The organism is Paenibacillus sp. FSL R7-0333 (assembly GCF_038000365.1).
GTDB lineage: Bacteria > Bacillota > Bacilli > Paenibacillales > Paenibacillaceae > Paenibacillus_AQ > Paenibacillus_AQ silagei.
This window is the reverse complement of record NZ_JBBOBZ010000001.1, coordinates 6,033,122-6,053,476: the sequence shown is the minus strand read 5'-3', so window position 1 is coordinate 6,053,476 and position 20,355 is coordinate 6,033,122. Positions and strand designations below refer to the sequence as shown.

Genomic DNA, 20,355 nt, shown 5'->3' with positions numbered 1-20,355 from the left:
TCTGTAGGGTTCAGTGATCTGGCGGCGATGACCGATGTGTGCTATGATGAGAGAAAATAAGCAACAATTCTGTAACTTGTACGCTTATGTCGCAGAATCTATAGTTAGATGTTCAATAAACACCCCGCAAGGGGTGTTTTTCTTCAACGTTAAAGAGCGGTTCCTTTACATGCTGCTAAGAGTCAGGAAAGGAGAGCGCTCCATGACCGAGATCATCAATGCCTGGATTGACTGGCTGCTGCAAAGTCTGGGACTTAGCGGCCCGTATATTGTTTTTGCTACCTTTCCGCTCGCCGTGCTGCAAAGCTTGTTCGGATTTTTCCCCCTGGCGATTCTGATTGTGCTCCATGTCTCTGTATTCGAAGTGATCGGCGGGATGGCTGTCAGCTGGCTGGCCTGCAACCTGGGCGCGGTTGTCGTCTATTTTCTCTTCCGGCGCTATCTCTTCGACTGGTTCGACCGCAAATGGGGCTACAAGCTCAAGAAGTATGAGAAATGGCAGACCTCTCTGGACCGTTACGGCATCTGGACCCTGGTGCTGCTGCGTACGATTCCGATTGTGCCCAGCAATATCATCAATCTGATGTCAGCCGTGTCTCCGATGAAGCCGGCGGCTTTTGTCTGGGGGACGGTGCTCGGCAATCTGTCTTATATCTGGCTGTTCGGTACGCTCAGCTCCTCGCTCATTGTCCCGCGTGAGGACTGGAACGGTTATCTGTTGTGGTATGGCGTATTTATGCTGATTCTGCTTGCTATCTTTGTCCGGCTGCATTGGGGGCATCTTCAGGAGGATAAGCGCAAGCGGGCGGGGCATTAGAAGAACGTTGCTGCGGTGTGCTGCCGCGGGGATGTTCTTTTTTTGTGGATTAGGAAATTATGATTTGCGTCCGATGTGGATAAGTTGTACATAAAGTTGGGGGTAAGTGTCTTGGAGCATCGGCAGGATGACTATATTCTGGATCAGTAATAGGAATGACTGCGCTAATTTCACCGAGCAGCCGAATATGGTCGAAAAACCGACTACATTCGGTGCGGCAGAGGCGTGCGGGCCGGATATGGTCGAAAAACCGACTACATTCGGTGCGGCAGAGGCGTGTGGGCCGGATATGGTCGAAAAACCGACTACATTCGGTGCGGCAGAAGCGTGTGGGCCGGATATGGTCGAAAAACCGACTACATTCGGTGCGGCAGAGGCGTGCGGGCGGAATGTGGTCGAAAAACCGACTACATTCGGTGCGGTAGAGGCGTGTGGGCGGAATATAGTCGAAAAACCGACTACATTCGGTGCGGCAGAGGCGTGCGGGCGGATGTGGTCGAAAAACCGACTACATTCGGTGCGGCAGAGGCGTGTGGGCGGAATGTGGTCGAAAAACCGACTACATTCGGTGCGGCAGAGCCGTGCGGGCGGATGTGGTCGAAAAACCGACTACATTCGGTGCGGCAGAGGCGTGCGGGCGGAATGTGGTCGAAAAACCGACTACATTCGGTGCGGCAGAGGCGTGCGGGCGGAATGTGGTCGAAAAACCGACTACATTCGGTGCGGCAGAGCCGTGCGGGCGGATGTGGTCGAAAAACCGACTACATTCGGTGCGGCAGAGGCGTGTGGGCCGGATGTATGAGGAAAAGCGAATACCATGTGGCCCAGACAGTAACAAATTTAGAGAAATCCTGCAAGAAGTGCAACAATGCTGCTCCATACAAGCGGCGGTGAGGGAGACAACTCTCAGAATGGACCAGATATATCAAAGCGAAAGCCCCACATTGTGGGGTTATTTCGTACGGGTGCTGAATAGCTTAGTAGTACAGAGGCGGCTTGACCGCAGGAATGTCGGGAGGGACGGCAGGGCATGGGCAGAATCAGAAAATGGGGGAAACGGAGCACAGGCGTACCGCTCTTCGGGCGTCTGCGTCTGCCGGACTTCAGCGGAAGCGGTCTGAGGGGGTCTGGCGGGCGCCGCCAGGCCTTCAAGGCCAAACCGTCCAGAGCGGGAATCCGGCCGACGGGCGCGGGTTCGGGAGCAAGGTTCGAAGCGAAGCCGTCAAGACCCGGCGTCGGGCTGGCTGGCCGGAGCTGGGGGCGGAGCGGGGGCTTCGTGGCGAAGCCCTCCAGGTCCGGCGTCCGGCTGGACGGGAGCGGAGCGGATTACGGGACAGCGAAGCCGTCCGGGAGAGCAGCGGGCGCTCCGGGCCAGCGGGTCTGGCGCAAGGCCGGGCGTGCGGGCGGTGGGTTCCGCCTGTTCGGCAGCAGGGACGGGCAGCGGCAGGAAGCTGCCGGGGACAAGGGGCGGAAGCCGCGCAGACGGGGCAGATTCTGGATCGTTCTGAGCCTGCTGCTGCTTCTGGCGGTGCTGCAGGGGCTGCGTTATGTGGAGCAGCATCTGAAGCCGCCGATTCTCCATCTGGCACAGATCCGGGTGAAGCAGATCGCCACGGAATCCATTAACAAGGCGATTACGTCCCAGGTGGCGGACGGCGGGAATGCCGAAGCGCTGATTGACTGGAAGACAGACAAGAACGGCAAAATCTCCGGCTTCATGCTCAACTACAAGGAGCACATGCGGATTACCTCACAGGCCGCCGAAGTCATCCAGTCCACGCTGCAGGAGCTGCATAACCGGACGGAATATATTCCGCTCGGGCAGGCTCTCGGCAGCCCGCTGATTGCCTCCTATGGTCCGGATATTCCAATCAAGGTGGAACCGCAGGGGGCAGTGAAGGTCGAGCTGAACACACGGCAGCAGAATGCCGGAATCAATATGATTCTCGTTGAAGTCTTTATTCATATTGTTACCGAGGTAGCCGTCGTCATTCCATTTGATATGGAGCCGCAGGTGGTGGACACAGAGATCCCCGTCTCCTACCTGATGGTAGTCGGTGACGTTCCAATGTACTACTATGACAATCAGGGCAAGCCTGTCGGCGAGAACGGCAGCAGCGCCCCGGGCATCGCCATCCCAGCCCCTTCGCAGAGTACTGAGAAGGGCAGCTCCGGCGTGGACAGTACACCAGCAGGCGCTAACAGCAGCTCCAACTCCGGCGGATCAGGCGGACATGCGGGCAGCGGGGAGACTGAGCCGCCTGCGGGAAGCGGCAACACTGCGCCGGGCGCAAACGCCGGGAGCGGCGGAGGGAATGCGGGCGGCACAGATTAAAGAACAGGAGATCAGAGTGTGAAATGAAGGGGCTGTCCCAAAAGCCATGAAATGGCTGCTTGGGACAGCCCCTTTGGGTTACTATACAGGAAATTATAGTGACTCCAATGTAGTCGAAAAACCGACCACATTGGGCGTGCAGAAGGCGCGCTGGAAGAACGTACGCATGATCTATTTCAAATCCACCGTTCCAACAGGAATCCACTAGGAATGAACCGCAATGACTTCTATAATAAGGGCAACACTGCGGCTGACAGGGGCTGTAAGCCAATCTTGGGGGGCTGAGACGAATGAGAATATTGATTGTAGATGATGAGCCCAGACATCTGAGGGGGATGGTGAATCTGATCGGACGCCTTCGGCCGGAGGATAAGGTGGTGGCGGCGCAGGATGGCTTGTCCGCTATGGAAATGGTGAAAGCCCACCACCCGGAAGCTATATTGACTGATATCCGTATGCCCGGAATGGATGGGCTTGAATTTCTTAAACGGCTTAAGCACGAAGGGTTCCAGACCAGGGTTGTAATGGTATCCGCTTACAATCTGTTCGAGTATGCGCAGAAGGCAGTTCATTATGGGGCTTATGATTACCTGCTGAAGCCGGTGGAGATTGACCAGGTAGCGGATGTCCTAAGCCGGATCGACCTTCTGCTGACAGCGGAAAAGAGGCAGCGCCGTGAAGAGGAAGAAATGCAGCACCGGCTTAAGCTCGCTTCTTCCGCCTACCTGAACCGGCTCATGCTGTCCTGGCTGAACGGAAGTGCGTCCTTGGCCGAGCTGGCGGAGCTGGACGGTTATGATTGGCTGCGGGAGAGCGGTGTCGCAGTGTATTCGGAGCTGAACTCCTGCGGGGACAGCGGGGAGAGGCAGGACAGCGGCGTGTTCATCCGTGCTCTGGAGCAGGCTTGGAGCAGGTGGGGGGAAGCCATCACGATACCCTTGAGCGGGGTGATGGAGGAAGGCCCTCTTGCCGCCGTTACCTTGATTACCCTGGAAGCCCTTACCGGGGACAAGCGGGAAGAAGCCCGGTCCATCGCCCGTTCCTTGGCGGCGGATTGGACGCATACCGGAGAGCTCACCCACGGGATTGGCCCGGAATGCCGTTCCCTCCGGGAGGAAGCGCCGCGGTCCTATCTGGCGGCCAGAACGGCCAACAGTTACAACTTCTATGATTTCCGGCAGGGGCTGCTGTTTTCTGATGAGATCAGGTTTTCTTCCCGCGAGGCCGTTCCTGACTGGAGCAAGGTCTATGAGGCGTTGAAAATGGATGATGCTGCGTTTGTTCTGGAAGCTTGCGGGGAAGCCCTCTGTCAGCTTGCGGACGGTGGACATGCCAGTCCTATGCTGCTGAAGGAGCAGGCATCGCTGATGCTGCTGCAGATCCGGAGTGAGCATCAGGACATTCTGGATAAGAGGGCGCAGCAGAGGCTGACCGGTACGGCTGCGATGCTTATCCGCTCCTGCCGCTCGTACCCGGAGCTGGTGGACCATCTGGAGAATGCGCTCCGGGAAGTGCATCTTGCCCTGGCCTGCTTCAGACAGGATAAGGGCGAGGCGGTGACTGCTGAATGCCTGGGCTGGATACAGGAACATACGAGAGAGAACATCACACTGGAGCGGGCAGCCGAGCATTTCCATTTTAACCCCTCCTATTTCAGTACACTGATCAAGAATAGGACGGGAAAAACGTTCTCTGAGCATGTGACGGCGGCCCGGATGAAGCGGGCCAAGGTGCTGCTTGCCGGGGAGCCGCTCCGAATATATGAGATATCCCTGGAATGCGGATTTCAGGATACGAAATATTTTTGCCGCGTATTCAAGAAGTATTACAGCATGTCGCCCAAAGCCTATAAGCACGCGCTGTCGCAAAGGAAACGTGAGGCATGAAGATCACCTTCCGTTACCGGCTGCTGGCCAGCTATATTCTGCTGATCGCCATTCCCCTGCTCGTTCTGGGGGCTTTGTTCTACCGGACCAGCCTGAAGATTATTACAGAGCAGGCGCAGAAGAATGTGTATGAGATTGTCAGGAAGAACAATGAAGTTATGGACACCAAGCTGCGGATCGTGGACCAGAACAGCATGTCCTTGTTCCTCGATAAGGATCTGTTCCGCATCTTCAACCAGCTGGACCCCGCGAATGAAGCGGAGCTGTTCGCAGCCGACCGGCAGGTGACGGCGGTGCTCGGCAAAACCTTTTCCCAGAACCAGGATATCTTTGCCTACCAGCTGTGGACCTCTTATTTCACCTTCGGACAACCCCTGCCTCAAGGTGAGCCGACGCAATCGGATATCTACCGTATGGCCCGGCAGGCCGGAGGGAAGCTGGTGTGGATACCGACTTATGAGTTCGCGTCCATGTTCAACCAGCCCTATCTGCAAAGCGGGAATCTGGAGTTCCGTTTTCTTTTCTCGGCCACACGCCTGCTGGATTTCACCTATCTGAGCAATACGAAGCTTGCCAAAATGGATGCCGGAGTGGAACGCCCCGTACTTGCCATAAGCTTCAAATCCGAGGTGCTTAAATCCTTGTATGCAGACAGCCTTCCGGGGAACTCGCGCTACATGGTGCTTGATCCGCAGGACAGGGTAGTCGCCAGCAGTGAGCCGGGTCAGGTTGCACAGATCTATAAGGAGGCAGGGCTGGACAAGCTGCAGCGGGAGAACAGCGGGGCACGGAGAATGAAGCTGGACGGCGAAGCGGTGATCGTCTGCTTCGACCGTTCGGAGGTGACCGGCTGGATGTCTGTGGTGTGGATACCGGAGGCAGGGCTGGTGAGCAGCTTTGTGCCGGTGATCCGCACCTCGATTACCGTGCTGGCCGTTGTGATGGGGATCGTGGCTCTGGTCTTCGCCTTCTTCATTGCAGGTAAAATCACTAAGCCCATCAAGCGGCTGTTAAGCGCAATGAAATCGGTGGGCGAAGGAGATTTCCAGACCCGCGTGGATGTGGTGAGCCATGACGAGTTCGGCATTTTGACCCAGCGCTTTAACCGGATGAATGACCGGATTCACCTGCTGGTGACGGAGAATTACGAGATCAAGCTGAAGGAGAAGGAGGCCGAGATACAGGCGCTGAATATGCAGATGCATCCGCACTTCCTGTACAATACGTTGAATGTGATGAACTGGACGGCGATTGAGAATGATCAGCAGGAGCTTAGCAGGATGCTTGTCTGTCTGTCCAACATGCTGCATTATACCTCCCGGAAGACATGGGACGCCGTACCTTTGTCCGAAGAGATGAGCTGGATGAGTAATTACTTCTATATTATGTCGATCCGCTTTGAGGACAAGTTCACCGTGGAGTATGATATGGACCCTCGGCTATTGGCGTACGATGTGCCGAGACTGCTGTTCCAGCCCTTTGTGGAGAATGCGATTCTTCACGGCTTCGATCAGACCGGCTCTGGCGGACTTATTGGAATCCGCGGCTGGATTAACGGCAGAACCCGGCATTACGAGGTAGCTGACAACGGGCGGGGCATGAGTGCGGAGACGGTACACAGGATTCTGTATCAGAAATCTTCCTCCGTGGGCATTAAGAATACTATTGACCGCATTCAGATGACCTACGGGGGCGAGTACGGGATATCCATCTTCTCGACTCCGGGAACGGGCACGAAGGTAGTGATTACTTTGCCGCTATAAGCCAATCCCGGTCCACCAATCCAAAGAGATTAGGGTTATGTAAGCGCTATCTTATATTTTATAATAAAGGCATCATAGACTGCAGCTATGAACCCGTTAAACTTAGAAATCGAGAGGGGCTTGGAATATGTCGCAACCCAGGAAATCAGTCTTCATCACATTGGCTCTGGTTCTGATGCTTGCCGCTGTGCTGTCTGCGTGCTCGAAGTCTAATACTGCAAGCCCTGACACTTCCGCATCTTCCGGGAATTCCGGATCGAAGGAGAATATTAAGCTGCGGATGACGGTCTGGGGCTCACCGGAGGAAGTGGCTCCTTATAAAAAAGCGATTCAGAATTTCGAGGCCAAGCATCCGAGCGTCAAGGTCGAGCTTCAGCATATTGCCGCCGATTATGATACCAAGCTGACGACTATGGTCGCCGGGAATGATGTTCCGGACATTGCCATGATGGAATCGGGCACCATTGCTTTTCCGATGGCGGAGCAGGGCAAATTCTATAATCTTCAGGAATTCCTGGATACGGATGCCGATATCAGTCCGGATACGCTGGTTCCCAATATTACCTACTCGCTAGAGCCGGGCAATGTTATCGGGATCGGTCCGGGGCCTGAATCCTTCGGCCTGTTCTACAATGAGGATATCTTCAAGGAGGCCGGTATTGAACCTCCTCCGTCCAATGTGGCGGATGCCTGGACCTGGGATGAATTCGTCGAAGTCGCGAAGAAGCTCACAGTAGACACGAACGGCAAGACGGCAGACCAGGAGGGCTTCAATCCGGCAAAAATCAAGCAATACGGCGCAAATATCTCCACCTGGTGGGGCGTATACAGCAACTTTATCTACTCCAACGGAGGGGATTTCATCTCGGCGGACGGCAAAACCTTCGGCCTGAACCAGCCGGAAGCGGTGGAAGCCCTCCAGAAAATATCTGATCTGATGAATGTGCATCATGTCTCCCCTTCACCTGTGCAGTCCAAAAATATTCCGGCAACGAATGTGGCCCTTCAGACCAAGAAGGTGGCGATGACTGTAGACGGGCAATGGGCAAGCGCAGGCCTCGCCCAATCGAAGTTCAACTTCAATGTCGGAGTGATGCCTGTCATGAAGGAACCGGTTACCACCGTGGTCTGCGGCATGTTCTCCATCTTCAAATCCACGAAGCATCCCCAGGAGACCTGGGAGCTGCTGAAGGCGCTGCTCGATCCTGAAGCTTCCATTGATATGCTGACAGCCGGAACCTGGATGCCTTCACCTAAGGATTGGTACACCGATCCTGCACTGCTGGCCAAATGGACAGAGAAGCTGGATGCCAGACCGTCCGGCTATAAAGAAGCCATCGTGGATGTGATTCTGAGCAAGGGTCATCAGACACCGACCGGATATGTGAAGAACTTCAACAATATTATGGATCTGGTCAATCCCGCCCTGGATAAGGTATGGCTCGGCCAGCAGACGGCCCAGGAAGCGATGGACTCCATCGCGGCGAAGGCCCAGGCCCAGATTAAGGGGCGGCGCGATATCAAGGAATAATCAACAAGACTGGAGGCCGGTATGCGAAAGGGAATGTTCTATGGGCTGTTATTCACGGCCCCCGCCATCCTTGGGTTTGCCATTTTTACGCTGGGTCCCATGATCGCCAGTCTGGTGCTCAGCCTGACCGACTACAATGTGTTCAAGGAACAGACCGCCTTTGTGGGTCTGGATAATTTCACACGGCTGTTCTCAGGGGAGGATGAGCTGTTCTACAAATCGCTGGGGATCACCTTCTATTTCGTGGTGCTGCGTGTCCCTGCGGTGATTCTCCTCTCCTTCGGGATTGCGCTGCTGCTGAATCTCAATGTGAAGGGAAGGGCGATCTTCCGTACGATCATCTACCTTCCGAGTATTGTGCCGGCAGTGGCCTCGGCCATGATCTGGATGTGGCTGCTTAACCCCGATCTGGGCCTCATCAATTCGCTGCTGAGCCGTCTGCATCTGCCGACCAGCAACTGGCTGTACGGGGAAGGGAGCGTCATCCCGTCGGTGGTCCTCACCACGCTGTGGGGCATCGGCAGCACGGTGATTATTTTCCTCGCCGGACTCTCTGGCATTCCCCGGCAGTATTACGAAGCGATTGAGGTGGACGGGGGCGGCTGGTTCCGCAAGCTGAGCCATGTGACGGTTCCGATGGTCACCCCGACGATCTTTTTCAATACCATCATGACCATTATCGGTTCCTTTCAGGTCTTCAACGAAGCTTACATTCTGACGCAAGGCGGACCGAACAACCAGAGTCTGTTCTATGTATTTTATCTGTGGAGAACGGGCTTCCGGGATGCCGAAATGGGCTATGCATCTGCGCTGGCCTGGATCTTGTTCATCATCATTCTGTTCTTCACCTTCATCGTGTTCAGAACCTCGAAGTCGTGGGTGTATTACGAAGGGGGGGACCGGACTTGAGGCCATCGAAGCTTTCACTTACCGCAGGCTACGGAGCGCTGATCCTGATCTCCGGCATGTTCATCATTCCATTTGTCTGGCTGATCCGCAGCTCGCTGATGAATTTGTCGCAGATTTTCACCATGCCTCCCGAATGGATACCGAAGCCGTTTCAATGGAGCAACTTTCACAAGGCGCTGACGGTGCTGCCGTTCGATGTGTTCTTCAAGAACACGCTGATTATCGTAGTTACGGTGCTTGTGGGGACCGTGATTACCAGCAGCATCGGAGCGTTCGGATTCTCACGGATTCAGTGGAAGGGCAGGGATACAGTGTTCGCGATCCTGATGACCAGCATGATGCTGCCGGCGGCAGTCACGATTATCCCGAGCTTCCTCGGCTGGCAGATGATGGGGTTATACGATACGCTGTACCCGCTCATTGTACCCGCTTATTTCGGCGGGGGGATCTTCAATATTTTCCTGCTCCGGCAATTCTATTTGACGATTCCGCGCGATTTCGATGAAGCAGCCTTTGTGGACGGGGCGAATTACTGGCAGATCTATACCCGGATCATCTTTCCTTTAAGCCGCTCTGCTATCATCGTGGTCGCCTTGTTCAGCTTTCTGGCCTCCTGGAATGACTTTATGGGTCCGCTGATTTATCTGAAAAGCGACAGTCTCTTCACCCTCGCCCTGGGCCTGCAAATGTTCCAGGGGACCTACACCGCGCAGTGGGATCTGCTGATGGCGGCCTCGGCCACCGTTGTTCTGCCCTGTGTAATTGTGTTTCTGGCCGGACAGCGTTACTTTCTGGAGGGCATAACCTTAACAGGATTAAAAGGATAAAGGAGGCGGAAAACGGAAATGGCAGAGCAACAAGCGAGAATTCATGCCTGGCAGGGCGTGTCCTTCACCCGTGTAACTATCAATGACGAGTTCTGGAAGCCGCGCCTGAAGGTGCTCCGGCAGACCACACTGCCGGACTGCCTGTCCAAATGTGAGGATACTGGCCGCATCAGGAACTTCGCCAAGGCCGGGGGACTGCTGGAAGGGCATTACGAAGGCAAATATTATAATGATTCGGATGTCTACAAGGTGCTTGAAGGCGTGGCCTATGCCCTGATGTCAGAGCGGGATACGGCGCTGGAGGCTGAGACCGACCGGATCATCGGGCTGATCTCGGCTGCGCAGGAAGCAGACGGATACTTGTGCGCTTATTTCACTCTGGAGAATCCTGAGGGCAAGTGGACGGACATGGAGAAGCACGAGATGTATAACGGCGGCCATCTGATCGAAGCGGCGGTTGCCTACTATGAAGCGACCGGCAAGCGTGAGCTGCTGGAGGTAGCCTGCCGTCTGGCCGATCATATTGACGGGGTGTTCGGCCCGGGCAAGCGGCACTGGGTGGAGGGGCATGAGGAGATCGAGCTGGCGCTGGTGAAGCTATACCGCGCCACAGGGACGGAGCGCTACTGGAAGCTGGCCTTGTGGCTGCTGGAGGAGCGCGGCCATGGTCACGGCAAGGGCGCGATCTGGGACAATCCGGAGTGGGGACCGCGGTATTGCCAGGACGATGTTCCCGTCCGCGAGATTAAGCAGGTCACCGGCCATGCCGTCCGGGCGGTATATCTGTATACGGCAATGGCGGATATTGTCCATGCTTCCGGCGATTCCGCTTATGCGGAGGCTCTGCACCGGGTCTGGACACATACGGTGGAGCGCAACATGTATGTAACGGGCGGCATTGGGCCGTCCAGACATAATGAAGGCTTCACTTCCGATTATGACCTGCCCAATGAGACCGCCTATTGCGAGACCTGCGCCGCTATCGCCATGGTGTTCTGGAATCACCGGATGAACCTGACGTTCGGGGACGGCAAATATGCCGATGTGGTAGAGCGTGAGATGTATAACGGCGCTTTGTCGGGGATCTCCCTGTCTGGGGATCAGTATTTCTATGAGAATCCGCTGGCTTCACAGGGCGGGCATCATCGTGTGCCCTGGTTTGAAACCTCCTGCTGTCCGACCAATCTGGCCCGCTTTCTGCCTTCCCTGGGCCAATACGCCTATGCTGTGACAGAGGACGGCCTGGCGGTGAATCAATATATGAACAGCGAAGCGGAGCTGGTGCTGGGCAGCGGGCTGGGCGTCAGGCTGAAGCAAAGCACCCGGTATCCCTGGAAGGGCCGGATTGAGCTTGAAGTGAATCCTGCCGCAAATGCCCACTTCAGTATCCGGCTGCGTGTGCCGCAGTGGTGCAGGGGATACCGGCTGGAGGCTGGGGGCATCAGTATCGGCGGACCCGATTCCCTGACCGATCAAGGGTATCTGGTGCTGGACCGGAACTGGTCGCGGGGAGATAAGGTTGTGCTCGAGCTGGATATGCCCGTGAATAGGGTGCGGGCCAGACCGGAGGTGGAGGCGGACAGAGGGCGGGTTGCCGTGCAGCGGGGACCTATTGTATATTGTCTGGAGCAGGTGGACCATCCCGGGCGTTCCTATGATACCTTCTCCATTCCGGCCGGGGCTAAGTTCCAGGTGGAGCACCTGCCGGAGCTGCTGGGCGGGGTAACAGTGCTGCAGAGCCGGGATGCAGACGGCAGGCCGCTCAGGTTCATCCCCTATTACGCGTGGGATAACAGAGCGCCCGGTTTCATGCAGGTCTGGATTCGGGAACCGGAAGGAAGCGGCCTGTACAGGTTTTGAATTCGCTAGTGCAGAGCAAAGGAGGAGATTCGCTTGCGCGGAATTACGAACCCGGTTATCCCGGGCTGGTATGCTGACCCGGAGGCCAGAACATATGGGGGCAGGCATTATGTGTATGCCACCAGATCCTTCACGGAATATACCCGGCAGATGAATCTGGATGCCTTCAGTTCCGGGGATCTGCTTCACTGGACGACCCACGAGGGGATCATCGAAATGGAGGATTTCCCCTGGATCTGGAGAGCGGTATGGGCTCCGACCCAGATTGAGCATCACGGCCGGCATTATCTGGTCTTTGCCTCGAACGATATCCAGAAGGACGGCGAAGCCGGCGGGCTGGAGATTGCTGTTGCGGATGCTCCCGAAGGCCCCTACAGAGGGTATCTCCACCGGCCGCTGATCGGCGGGTTCGTTCACGGCGCGCAGCCGATCGACGCTCATCTGTTCAAGGATGAGGACGGTGCAATCTATCTGTATTACGGGGGCTGGGGCCATTGCAACGTGGCCCGGATGAATGAGGAGATGACGGGGTTTGTTCCGTTCCCGGACGGAGAGGTCATCCGTTCCGTCACTCCGCCTGGTTATGTGGAGGGGCCGTGTATGATCAAGAAGGACGGCCTGTATTATCTGATGTGGTCAATGGGCGGATGGACCAACGGGACCTATCGGGTCGCTTATGGCGTAAGCGACAACCCGCTTGGTCCATTCCCGAACCTGGGGACCATACTGGAGAGGCAGGAGCCGGTGGCGGAAGGCCCCGGCCATCATGGATATTTGCATCTGCCGGACCGTGATGAATGGCTGATCGTCTATCACCGCAGAATCATCGGAGACCGGGAGCCGGGCAACCGCATGTTATGCATCGACAGACTGGAATTCGGTGCAGGCGTTATCAAGCCGGTAAGGATGACCGACCGGTGGTAAGCTTGTCGGCTTATCGTAGGTGAATATAGGATGAATGAGGCCTTGGCTATGACGGGGCCTCTTTTGTCGTAATGCTGGAGGGGAATGCGTCATTCAATTAATGTTTTTCACCACTCTATTCCCATAATGTTGTACAAATTGCAACTCGGAGACCGGGATATCCGGAGATATGATAGAGTTGTTGTATAAAATGCAAGAATTGCCCCCCGCTAAGCGTTTGGAGGATGAAAAATCCTGCTTTTTATGCAGTAATTTCGGAATGTAGCCGGGATGAGCAGGGGGATGTTGTATTTTGAGCAGGATTTTCACTGGGGGGTTGGGGACAAATGCAAAATATTCATGATAATGAAATTGTTTCTTATACAGTTGATTTGCAAAAGTCAAAAATTACATTCCAAACATTGGGCGGCAAAGACAATGAGGTTCCCGTCAGGATTGAGTTTATTGATGTCTTGGCGCATATGTTTGAAACGCAGTTGCAAGGGAGTATTCTTCTTGATATTAGCCAATTCGAAATAAGTCGATTTGTCAAAAGTAATAAGGAATTGTTAGAGCACCAAAAGGACTCCGCTTGGCCGATTTATTATGAAAAAAGAGCGGATTTACTCGAATATTTACTACATGAAAATTATAACTACTATGTGATCTCCGCTTCGTATGGTCTTAATGGGTGGGTAGTTGCTAAAGAGTATAATATTTATAACTGAGCAGAAAGTTCTAAAGTTGACCCTGAGGGAGCTACCCCTCAGGGTCTTTCGTTTTCCCTATGAGTGTGTTAAGAGAATGAGTAAAGCTTTGAAACCAAGCGCAGCTTCAGACATTGTTACCTCCCGTCATCCCCACCCTGAAGCACCGACTTCACAAGCAGCAGCCACGGAATGCTGCCAGTAGCGGCGATGCTCCCCTCCGGGTGAACCTCCGCTGCAAGCAGCAGCATGTAATAACTGAGGCCAGTGATTGCGGCAGCGCTGCCGGATTGCAGTAGCGTCTGTTCATCGTCTGACGTAAACTGTGGAGCTTGCCCGCAGGATTGAGCTATGGCTGCATAGAGCAGCCATTCGGCAGCATCCCCGGGCAATCTATGGTGCTGAGATTGCCCGGTATATTCCGCACACCACTGTAATCTAAATGAAGCAGGTGCATGCAGCATTCCTTGCAGCAGCGGCAGGGGAAGTCTGCTCCAGAGAAAGCGTGCAGCGATAGTGGGCCTGCCAAGCACGAGCAATGTGTCCCAAGCACCTGTTTGAAGGAGAAGCTGTGCTGCGTAAGAAAAATCCGCGAAGCTCAGCGGTGTGTCTGCGCGGTGTTCCGAATCGGCTAAGCTGCCGATATCGGGGGCCGGGAAGGAACATTCTGCCGGAACAGAAGGGTCTTCTTGTTCTTCGGTTTGGCATTGTGGCAGCTTGGAATGGCTGGTTTCAGCATGGGGGGAGGCGACTTGGTGCTCCTGCATGCTGTTAGAGCCTGCCCGATGCTCCGCCGGGCCGGGCTGCTGCCCCGCCAGCCGGCGGTGCATGGCTGCAAGCCCGGGCGGCAGCTCCGCCAGCCGCCCCAGGCCTTGTCCTGCCGCGGCGATCCCGCCGCTGCGGCAGGACAAGGCCCACAGATAGCCGGATACCCACGGGTTATCCGGCGTATCCTCCCGCATCCGCACAAGCGCGGCGGATGCGGTCCCGGGCTGTTCCGGGTCCCGGAACAGCGTCCCCAGCAGCACCTGAAGCACCTGCCGGATATCCTCCGGCAGATGCGGTGCTGCAAGAAGCGCCGCAAGCCATGGGGCGGCGCGGGCATTGAGTGCGGCCGGCACGAGCCGGATCAGCACTCGCCGGGGCAGGGCAGGGAGCAGCTGACGCGTGAACACCGTCAGCTGCTCCGCTTGCCCGGACAGCAGGCACAGCGTGGCCAGCTGCTCCCAGGCGGTTACGTCATCAGGCGCGTAGCCGATCGCCTGTCTGTAATGCTCTATTGCTTCCTCGTAGAGGAACAGCCGCTCGCAGACCCGCCCGGCGGAAAGGCGGGTGCGGTAGGTTCCGCTGCCGGAAGAGGAAGGGTATTTATGTGCGGTATCCCCGCTGTCCAGCGCCTGCTGGAGCAGAGGGTACGCCCGCCATACCTGCCCTTGCTCCAGCAGCAGACCCGCATAGCTCTCCAGCAGATCAGTGAAATCTGCGTACAGCCCAATCCCGGCCTGATAGACAGACTCCGCGTCCGCAGGCCGCCCGCCCGCTTGGAGGGCAAAAGCTGTTTTGAGATACAGGTCGGCGGTATAGCCGGAGTCGGGCTGAGCTTCTTCCAGCAGCGGCAGCAGCAGGCCCGCCGCAGCCTGATATTGCCCCTGCTGGTAATATTCCGTGCCCAGTGCGTACCGCAGAGGAACGCTATCCGGTTCAAGCCGCAGAGCAGCGTGGATCAGCTGCAGATTGCGGCTGGCTTTATTTTTGCGCTGAAGCTCATCATCCAGATAGCCGTAATGGTGGACAGGCAGACGGGCATAAGCAATATGTCCTCCGGGGAGGCTCCAGATGCTGGAGGCTACCTCTTCATGAATGCTGCCGCGAAAACAGATACGTACATCGTTTCGGAAGAGTCTGCACACATTGTCTGTCACGTATTCGCGCCCGGAGGCATCACCTACATAATGAATAAAAGGCAGGAAATACCCGTCCGCATGCTCCGATTCCAGCAGAAGCTTTAACTCCTCTGGCTTCCAGTCAGCAAGGGCTTCATCTGCATCCAGCACCAGAATCCACCCATAGGAGGCCAGCTGTAGGGTATGATTACGGGCTTTGGAGAAATCGTGTTCCCAGGGCAGCCTGATTACCCGGGCACCGAACCTGCCGGCGATAGCCATACTGTTATCCTCTGATCCGGTATCAGCGATAATAATCTCCGAGACCATACCCTGAACAGACAGCAGGCATTGCTCCAGATGCTGCGCCTCATTCCTTACGATCATGCAGAGCGAGATCCCGGGAGTATCCATGGTCTGTAAGCTCCTTCCTAACAGCATCTGATTGAAAAAGCGGGAGTGCAAAGCAAGCGGGTATACCCCTTATGGACTGGAGAGCCGTTATTTTCAAAAAAACAGCACTTTTTACGGAGTTGCGGACTCAGAGGAACCTATTATCACTCTAACCGATGATTTAAGGCAGCATATCCGCCTGTAAGTGCCGTGGAGTCCGTAACTCTTGCCAGTCATGCATTTTCTGCAAAATAAACGCCCCTCAGTCCGCAACGCCCAGGCAACTGACACTCTGCTGAATAAAAACGGACTATGCAGGGATAGTTGCAGAATGTACATGTAAAACGAGCGAAAAGGGAAGCTTTCATTGTATAACTGTAGTCTGTACAACTAAATCTGCCCAAAAAGGGGAGAGGGAAGAATCAACGGATGTTTAAATGTACGAAGTACAACTAAACCGGAAATTGGCGAGCAATCAGGCGTTTTAGTTGTACCAAATACAATTAAGGCTTATCGCAACTCCGATCATCTGATGACATACTAATCGGTTGATCTGGGAAGCGGAAGAGTGAGACGCGCAGCCGCAGCCGCCGGTGAATATATTGCCGAAGTTACGAGCGTAGCCAGAACCTTGTCAGCTAAAAGAATCAAGGGCTGCACAGCCGCAGCAATAGCAGATAAGGGGAGTGAGGTGTTCCCGTCCGCCGGGTTAACTGCAGGATGATTTAGCAGCCCGGTGATATCATCGTAGCTCAGCTCAGCTGCGGAAGCTGCTTCCGCCCGCTGCAACAGCTTCAACAAATCAGCGCTAGGCGGCACCTCAAGCGCTGCATCATCTACCGCTCCAGCACCTACCCCAGCATCGATCTCACCAGCACTCTGCGCCGTAGCATCCACCACTCCCGCATCTTGCATCACGCTATCGATCTCATCCGCACTCTGCGCCGTAGCATCCACCGCTCCCGCATCTTGCATCACGCTATCGTTCTCCCCCGCACTCTGCGCCGTAGCATCCAGCTCACCCGCACCTTGCATCACGCTATCGATCTCACCGGCACTCTGCATCATACCATCTACCTTCCCCGCATCTTGCACCGCAGCATCCACCACACCAGACCCCGCACCGCCCTCAAGCATATCAGCAGCCGCTGTGTAACAGCCATCCCTTACCAGCAGGCGCAGTAGCTCCTGGCGCTGCTCCGTCAGGATGCCGGGCAGCTGACCGGCCAGCCAGCCGTGAAGCTCAGGTTCGCGGCCTGTGCATTTGAACAGGCGCGTGAGCCGGGGGATCAGCGGCCAGGGGTCCGGCTGGAGCTGGGCTGCCCTGGTGAAGCAGGCTGCCGCTTCATGGTCTTCGCCGATCTGCTGGCAGACCTGCCCCAACAGCGTGTGGGTGAGATATGTGCCTATCCCGGATTCCGTATGGTAGAGGGGAGGTGAGGCACCGATCTGCAGTGCCCTGCGCAGCGCAGCCTTGGCTTCGGCTAAGGCTGAGACCTGCAGCAGCAGCGCACCTTTGAGATGGTGAAGATCGGGATAGTCCGGGAAGAGCGAGCTTCCCTGCCCGCACGCCTCCAGCGCACCCGGGTAATCGCCGGTTACCGCCAGGCAGCGGGCTTTGTATTTATAGAGCAGGTGAATATAGCTGGTCCCCGGCTCGGCCAGGTTCAGCGAGGTGCCGATATGCTCCAGCGCCTGCCCGTAATCGCCAAGCCGCATATACTCAACCGCCAGATTGAAATGCTGAAAAGCATCTCCAGGACTCTCCTCCAGCTGCTGCTTTAGCAATCCGAGATTACGGCTGATTTTATCTTTTCGCTCCACGACCCCGGCGGCATAGCCGTAGTGATGGACAATGACGGTGCCCATATGCATCGCGGCATCCGGAGTCTCCTGCACAATGACAGCCGCAATCTGCTCATGAATAATGCCGCTGAAGCGATAATTCGGGCGGTTCTTGAACATTCGGAGGATCGGGTTAACCGTAAGCGTCTGCGAAGCACGCTCTGTCCCCTGATGATTATGAATCCGCACAAAAAAAGCCTCATACTCCGTATGCTTCGCGCACACCAGCAGCTCATCCCGGCTCCCCGGCTCCAGCTCCTCGTCTGCATCCAGCACCAGAATCCAGGTGCCGCGTGCCAGGGCCAGACCGGCATTGCGTGCGGCGGCAAAATCCCCGTTCCACGGATAATCGATAATCCGGGCACCGAAGCTGCGGGCAATAGAACAGGTGGTGTCGGTAGAGCCGGTGTCTACAATGATAATTTCATCCACCGCTCCGCGTACACTCCGCAGACAGCGGGCCAGGTTGTCGGCTTCATTTTTGACGATCATGCACAAGGAAATCAGCGGTTGTTGCGGTTTCGTGGTCATAAGCTCAGATCCGCTCCTCTCTGCCGCTGCGTGTAATTCCACTTCGTATGCCAGGGGGTGCAGCGCAGCACAGAGATGGATTGGGCAACCGCTGCCCTGTCCTCCTGAAGCGGACCCTGAACCGGCTGTCCCACCCCCTGGAGACGTTCTACAGCTTCTGCGAGACGCTGCTCCGCCAGATGCAGATAACAGAGCGCTAGTCCGGTGCTAACTGCATCGTCTGCAGGGGATTCCCCCAAGGCAAGCCGGTACCAGCTGGCAGCTTCCGCATAATGCCCTTTATCTATGAGAAGTTCTCCGAGATATCGCAGGGTTGCCCCTGAAGCTTCCTTGCTGCCTGCAAGGCCAATGAACAGTTCCCCCGCCTCTGCACGCCAGCCTTCCTCATAGAGCGCTTCTGCCAGAGTGCTTGTATGTGCCGGGAAGCGTTCAACCAGCCGCTTGCCCAGGGCGATGAACTGGTGCTTCACAGCAAGCCGGATGACCTCGGCAAGCAGAGGGGATTCCCCGAAGGCGGCGAACTCCGCTTGCTGCACGGCAGCATCGGACGACAACCTTGCGTCGATCTCCAGCAATGCGGAACGCACCTCCGCAGGTGATTGCTGCCACAACTCCTCTTGCAGCTTCTCGCCCAGTTCCCATGTCAGCATGGCTTCAAGGAGCCATAGCTGCCGCACCGTTTCTGTGTCCAATCCTCCGGCTGAGAGCTGTAGATTGCCGGCCCGCAGCTTGGCGGCTGTCTTCCTGAACGAATGATATTTTCCGGTAATGATCCAGGAAGACAGCAGGAACAGCAAGGTGTCCTCTTCCAGCGGCCAGACCGCGGACGGCAGCTCTGCAATTGCCTTATAAGCGCCCAGCTGATATAAAGTACCGATAATTGCGGTTCTGGCAGCACGCTGTGCTGTGCCGGTCAGCTGTATCAAGAGTGCGGCGATCTCTCCCTCCGGCACCTCCAGCTCCTGAAAAGCAGCAGCGATCCCCTCCAAAGCGGGGAGATACAGGGAGTGCTGCTGAAGCGCACGATGGAACAGCTGCGCGGCTTCCTTCTGCTTCCCGCGCTGCTGGAAGATGACTCCCATCCGGTGCAGCGGGCGGAAGCTGTCCATGCCCTGTTCGGTGACGTATGCTCTGCGCGGAGCTGGGGCAGACGAGGTACCTATGGCATGCTGGTAAGACTGGACGGCGCGCTCATAGAATCCTTGGCTCTCCCAGGACTGGCCCTGCATGTAATGCAGGTCGGGATAATCTCCATAACGTGTCAGCTCGCGGGTCAGCAGGCTGTCGACCGCTTTCACATGACCGGCGGCCAGATCGATTTTGCACAGATCGCGAATGATTGAGGGACGGTAAGAGGCCTGCAGCGGAGCGAGGGTAAGACTCTGGCGCAGCAGTTCCCCGGCTTCCTCCAGCCGTCCGTCCTGACAGCAGGTGACTGCCAGATTATAACGGCTGAACACATCGTCAGGCTCTTCCGCAAGCGCAAGCCGCAGCAGGTGCTCGTTGCGGCTGATTTTATGCTTGGCGCTCATAACCGGGGGCAGGTAGCCGAAGTGAAGAATCTCTATTGGACTGGCCTCAATGGAGGCGGATCCATGTTTTGTGAGAATAGAGGACTCTACACTTTCGTGAATTCTCCCGCAGAAAAGATAGCCCTGCCCACCCCGGAACAGCCGCACAGGATGGTGATACAGACGATCCTCGGGCCTGCTACCCAGCAGGTTCTCTATGCGCACCGTGTACGCTTCGGCTGTGCTGCCTCCGAGAATCTCCTTGATTGAATCTATGGAAGTCTGAAGGATTTCATCTGCATCCAGGACCAGTATCCAACTGCTGGCCGCATGGGAGAGACCGGTATTGCGTGCGTCTGAGAAATGGTGGTTCCACTGGGCTTCAATGACCGTTGCCCCGTATCTCCGGGCGATTTCCACGGACTGGTCCGTGGAGCCGGTATCGACCACGATGATTTCATCGGCGCCCTGCAGACTAGCTAGGCAACGTGGGAGCAGCTCGGCTTCATTGTTGACTATGAGCTGTACTCCTAGTGTAGGTTTGGCAGATTGATTCAAGATCGTTCCTCCTTCGCGGGCCTTAATTCCTCCGGGTATTCTGCAAAAATAAGAATGTATATGCGTTGCTGCCGTCTTATGTAGATGCGGAATAAC

Annotated in this window: 14 protein-coding genes; 11 read left to right on the top strand and 3 right to left on the bottom strand. The window is 56.0% G+C overall.

Going from position 1 to position 20,355, the window contains the following annotated elements:
• Positions 1 to 202: 202 nt before the first annotated feature.
• The 11 genes from MKY86_RS25585 (at position 203) to MKY86_RS25535 (ending at position 13,559) form a co-directional block, all read left to right on the top strand.
• Positions 203 to 817 (top strand): TVP38/TMEM64 family protein, encoded by a 615-nt coding sequence (locus MKY86_RS25585; RefSeq protein ID WP_076085014.1) that lies wholly within the window; start codon positions 203 to 205, stop codon positions 815 to 817.
• A gap of 1,498 nt (positions 818 to 2,315) precedes the next feature.
• A complete protein-coding gene (gene yunB, locus MKY86_RS25580; RefSeq protein ID WP_076085055.1) occupies positions 2,316 to 3,152 on the top strand; it encodes a sporulation protein YunB in 837 nt (278 codons plus the stop codon).
• 46 nt (positions 3,153 to 3,198) lie between these two features.
• Positions 3,199 to 3,360 (top strand): hypothetical protein, encoded by a 162-nt coding sequence (locus MKY86_RS25575; RefSeq protein WP_340827573.1) that lies wholly within the window; start codon positions 3,199 to 3,201, stop codon positions 3,358 to 3,360.
• A gap of 82 nt (positions 3,361 to 3,442) precedes the next feature.
• Complete coding sequence (locus tag MKY86_RS25570; protein ID WP_076085011.1) at positions 3,443 to 5,038, top strand: response regulator; 1,596 nt, start codon at positions 3,443 to 3,445, stop codon at positions 5,036 to 5,038.
• Entirely contained in the window at positions 5,035 to 6,801 is a 1,767-nt protein-coding gene (locus tag MKY86_RS25565; RefSeq protein WP_076085008.1) for a cache domain-containing sensor histidine kinase, read from the top strand. Before MKY86_RS25570 ends, MKY86_RS25565 begins: the two co-directional genes overlap by 4 nt.
• A 127-nt stretch (positions 6,802 to 6,928) precedes the next feature.
• Positions 6,929 to 8,332: an ABC transporter substrate-binding protein gene (locus MKY86_RS25560; protein ID WP_076085005.1), complete on the top strand. Its 1,404-nt coding sequence runs from the start codon at positions 6,929 to 6,931 to the stop codon at positions 8,330 to 8,332.
• 21 nt (positions 8,333 to 8,353) lie between these two features.
• On the top strand, positions 8,354 to 9,241 hold the full coding sequence (locus MKY86_RS25555) for a carbohydrate ABC transporter permease (RefSeq protein ID WP_076085002.1): 888 nt from the start codon (positions 8,354 to 8,356) through the stop codon (positions 9,239 to 9,241).
• Positions 9,242 to 9,297: 56 nt separating this feature from the next.
• Positions 9,298 to 10,068, top strand: a complete 771-nt coding sequence (locus MKY86_RS25550) for a carbohydrate ABC transporter permease (protein WP_076085052.1) — start codon at positions 9,298 to 9,300, stop codon at positions 10,066 to 10,068.
• 18 nt (positions 10,069 to 10,086) lie between these two features.
• Positions 10,087 to 11,928 (top strand): glycoside hydrolase family 127 protein, encoded by a 1,842-nt coding sequence (locus MKY86_RS25545; protein WP_076084999.1) that lies wholly within the window; start codon positions 10,087 to 10,089, stop codon positions 11,926 to 11,928.
• A 33-nt stretch (positions 11,929 to 11,961) separates the two neighbouring features.
• On the top strand, positions 11,962 to 12,852 hold the full coding sequence (locus tag MKY86_RS25540; RefSeq protein WP_340827572.1) for a glycoside hydrolase family 43 protein: 891 nt from the start codon (positions 11,962 to 11,964) through the stop codon (positions 12,850 to 12,852).
• Positions 12,853 to 13,178: 326 nt separating this feature from the next.
• Complete coding sequence (locus MKY86_RS25535; protein ID WP_076084996.1) at positions 13,179 to 13,559, top strand: hypothetical protein; 381 nt, start codon at positions 13,179 to 13,181, stop codon at positions 13,557 to 13,559.
• A 116-nt stretch (positions 13,560 to 13,675) separates the two neighbouring features.
• Here the strand turns inward: MKY86_RS25535 and MKY86_RS25530 are convergent, their stop codons facing one another.
• The 3 genes from MKY86_RS25530 to MKY86_RS25520 all read right to left on the bottom strand — a co-directional run bounded on the left by MKY86_RS25530 (position 13,676) and on the right by MKY86_RS25520 (position 20,259).
• Entirely contained in the window at positions 13,676 to 15,835 is a 2,160-nt protein-coding gene (locus MKY86_RS25530; RefSeq protein WP_076084993.1) for a glycosyltransferase, read from the bottom strand.
• A gap of 519 nt (positions 15,836 to 16,354) precedes the next feature.
• Positions 16,355 to 18,190 (bottom strand): tetratricopeptide repeat-containing glycosyltransferase family 2 protein, encoded by a 1,836-nt coding sequence (locus MKY86_RS25525; RefSeq protein WP_076084990.1) that lies wholly within the window; start codon positions 18,188 to 18,190, stop codon positions 16,355 to 16,357.
• Positions 18,187 to 20,259, bottom strand: coding sequence for a glycosyltransferase family 2 protein (locus tag MKY86_RS25520; RefSeq protein WP_076084987.1), 2,073 nt, complete (start codon positions 20,257 to 20,259; stop codon positions 18,187 to 18,189). Before MKY86_RS25520 ends, MKY86_RS25525 begins: the two co-directional genes overlap by 4 nt.
• Positions 20,260 to 20,355 lie beyond the last annotated feature (96 nt).

Coding starts and splice junctions, on each gene's coding strand:
- MKY86_RS25585 (WP_076085014.1), top strand. CDS start 203: ATGACCGAGATCATCAATGCCTGGATTGACTGGCTGCTGCAAAGTCTG.
- MKY86_RS25575 (WP_340827573.1), top strand. CDS start 3,199: ATGAAATGGCTGCTTGGGACAGCCCCTTTGGGTTACTATACAGGAAAT.
- MKY86_RS25570 (WP_076085011.1), top strand. CDS start 3,443: ATGAGAATATTGATTGTAGATGATGAGCCCAGACATCTGAGGGGGATG.
- MKY86_RS25565 (WP_076085008.1), top strand. CDS start 5,035: ATGAAGATCACCTTCCGTTACCGGCTGCTGGCCAGCTATATTCTGCTG.
- MKY86_RS25560 (WP_076085005.1), top strand. CDS start 6,929: ATGTCGCAACCCAGGAAATCAGTCTTCATCACATTGGCTCTGGTTCTG.
- MKY86_RS25555 (WP_076085002.1), top strand. CDS start 8,354: ATGCGAAAGGGAATGTTCTATGGGCTGTTATTCACGGCCCCCGCCATC.
- MKY86_RS25550 (WP_076085052.1), top strand. CDS start 9,298: ATGTTCATCATTCCATTTGTCTGGCTGATCCGCAGCTCGCTGATGAAT.
- MKY86_RS25545 (WP_076084999.1), top strand. CDS start 10,087: ATGGCAGAGCAACAAGCGAGAATTCATGCCTGGCAGGGCGTGTCCTTC.
- MKY86_RS25535 (WP_076084996.1), top strand. CDS start 13,179: ATGCAAAATATTCATGATAATGAAATTGTTTCTTATACAGTTGATTTG.
- MKY86_RS25530 (WP_076084993.1), bottom strand. CDS start 15,835: ATGGATACTCCCGGGATCTCGCTCTGCATGATCGTAAGGAATGAGGCG.
- MKY86_RS25525 (WP_076084990.1), bottom strand. CDS start 18,190: ATGACCACGAAACCGCAACAACCGCTGATTTCCTTGTGCATGATCGTC.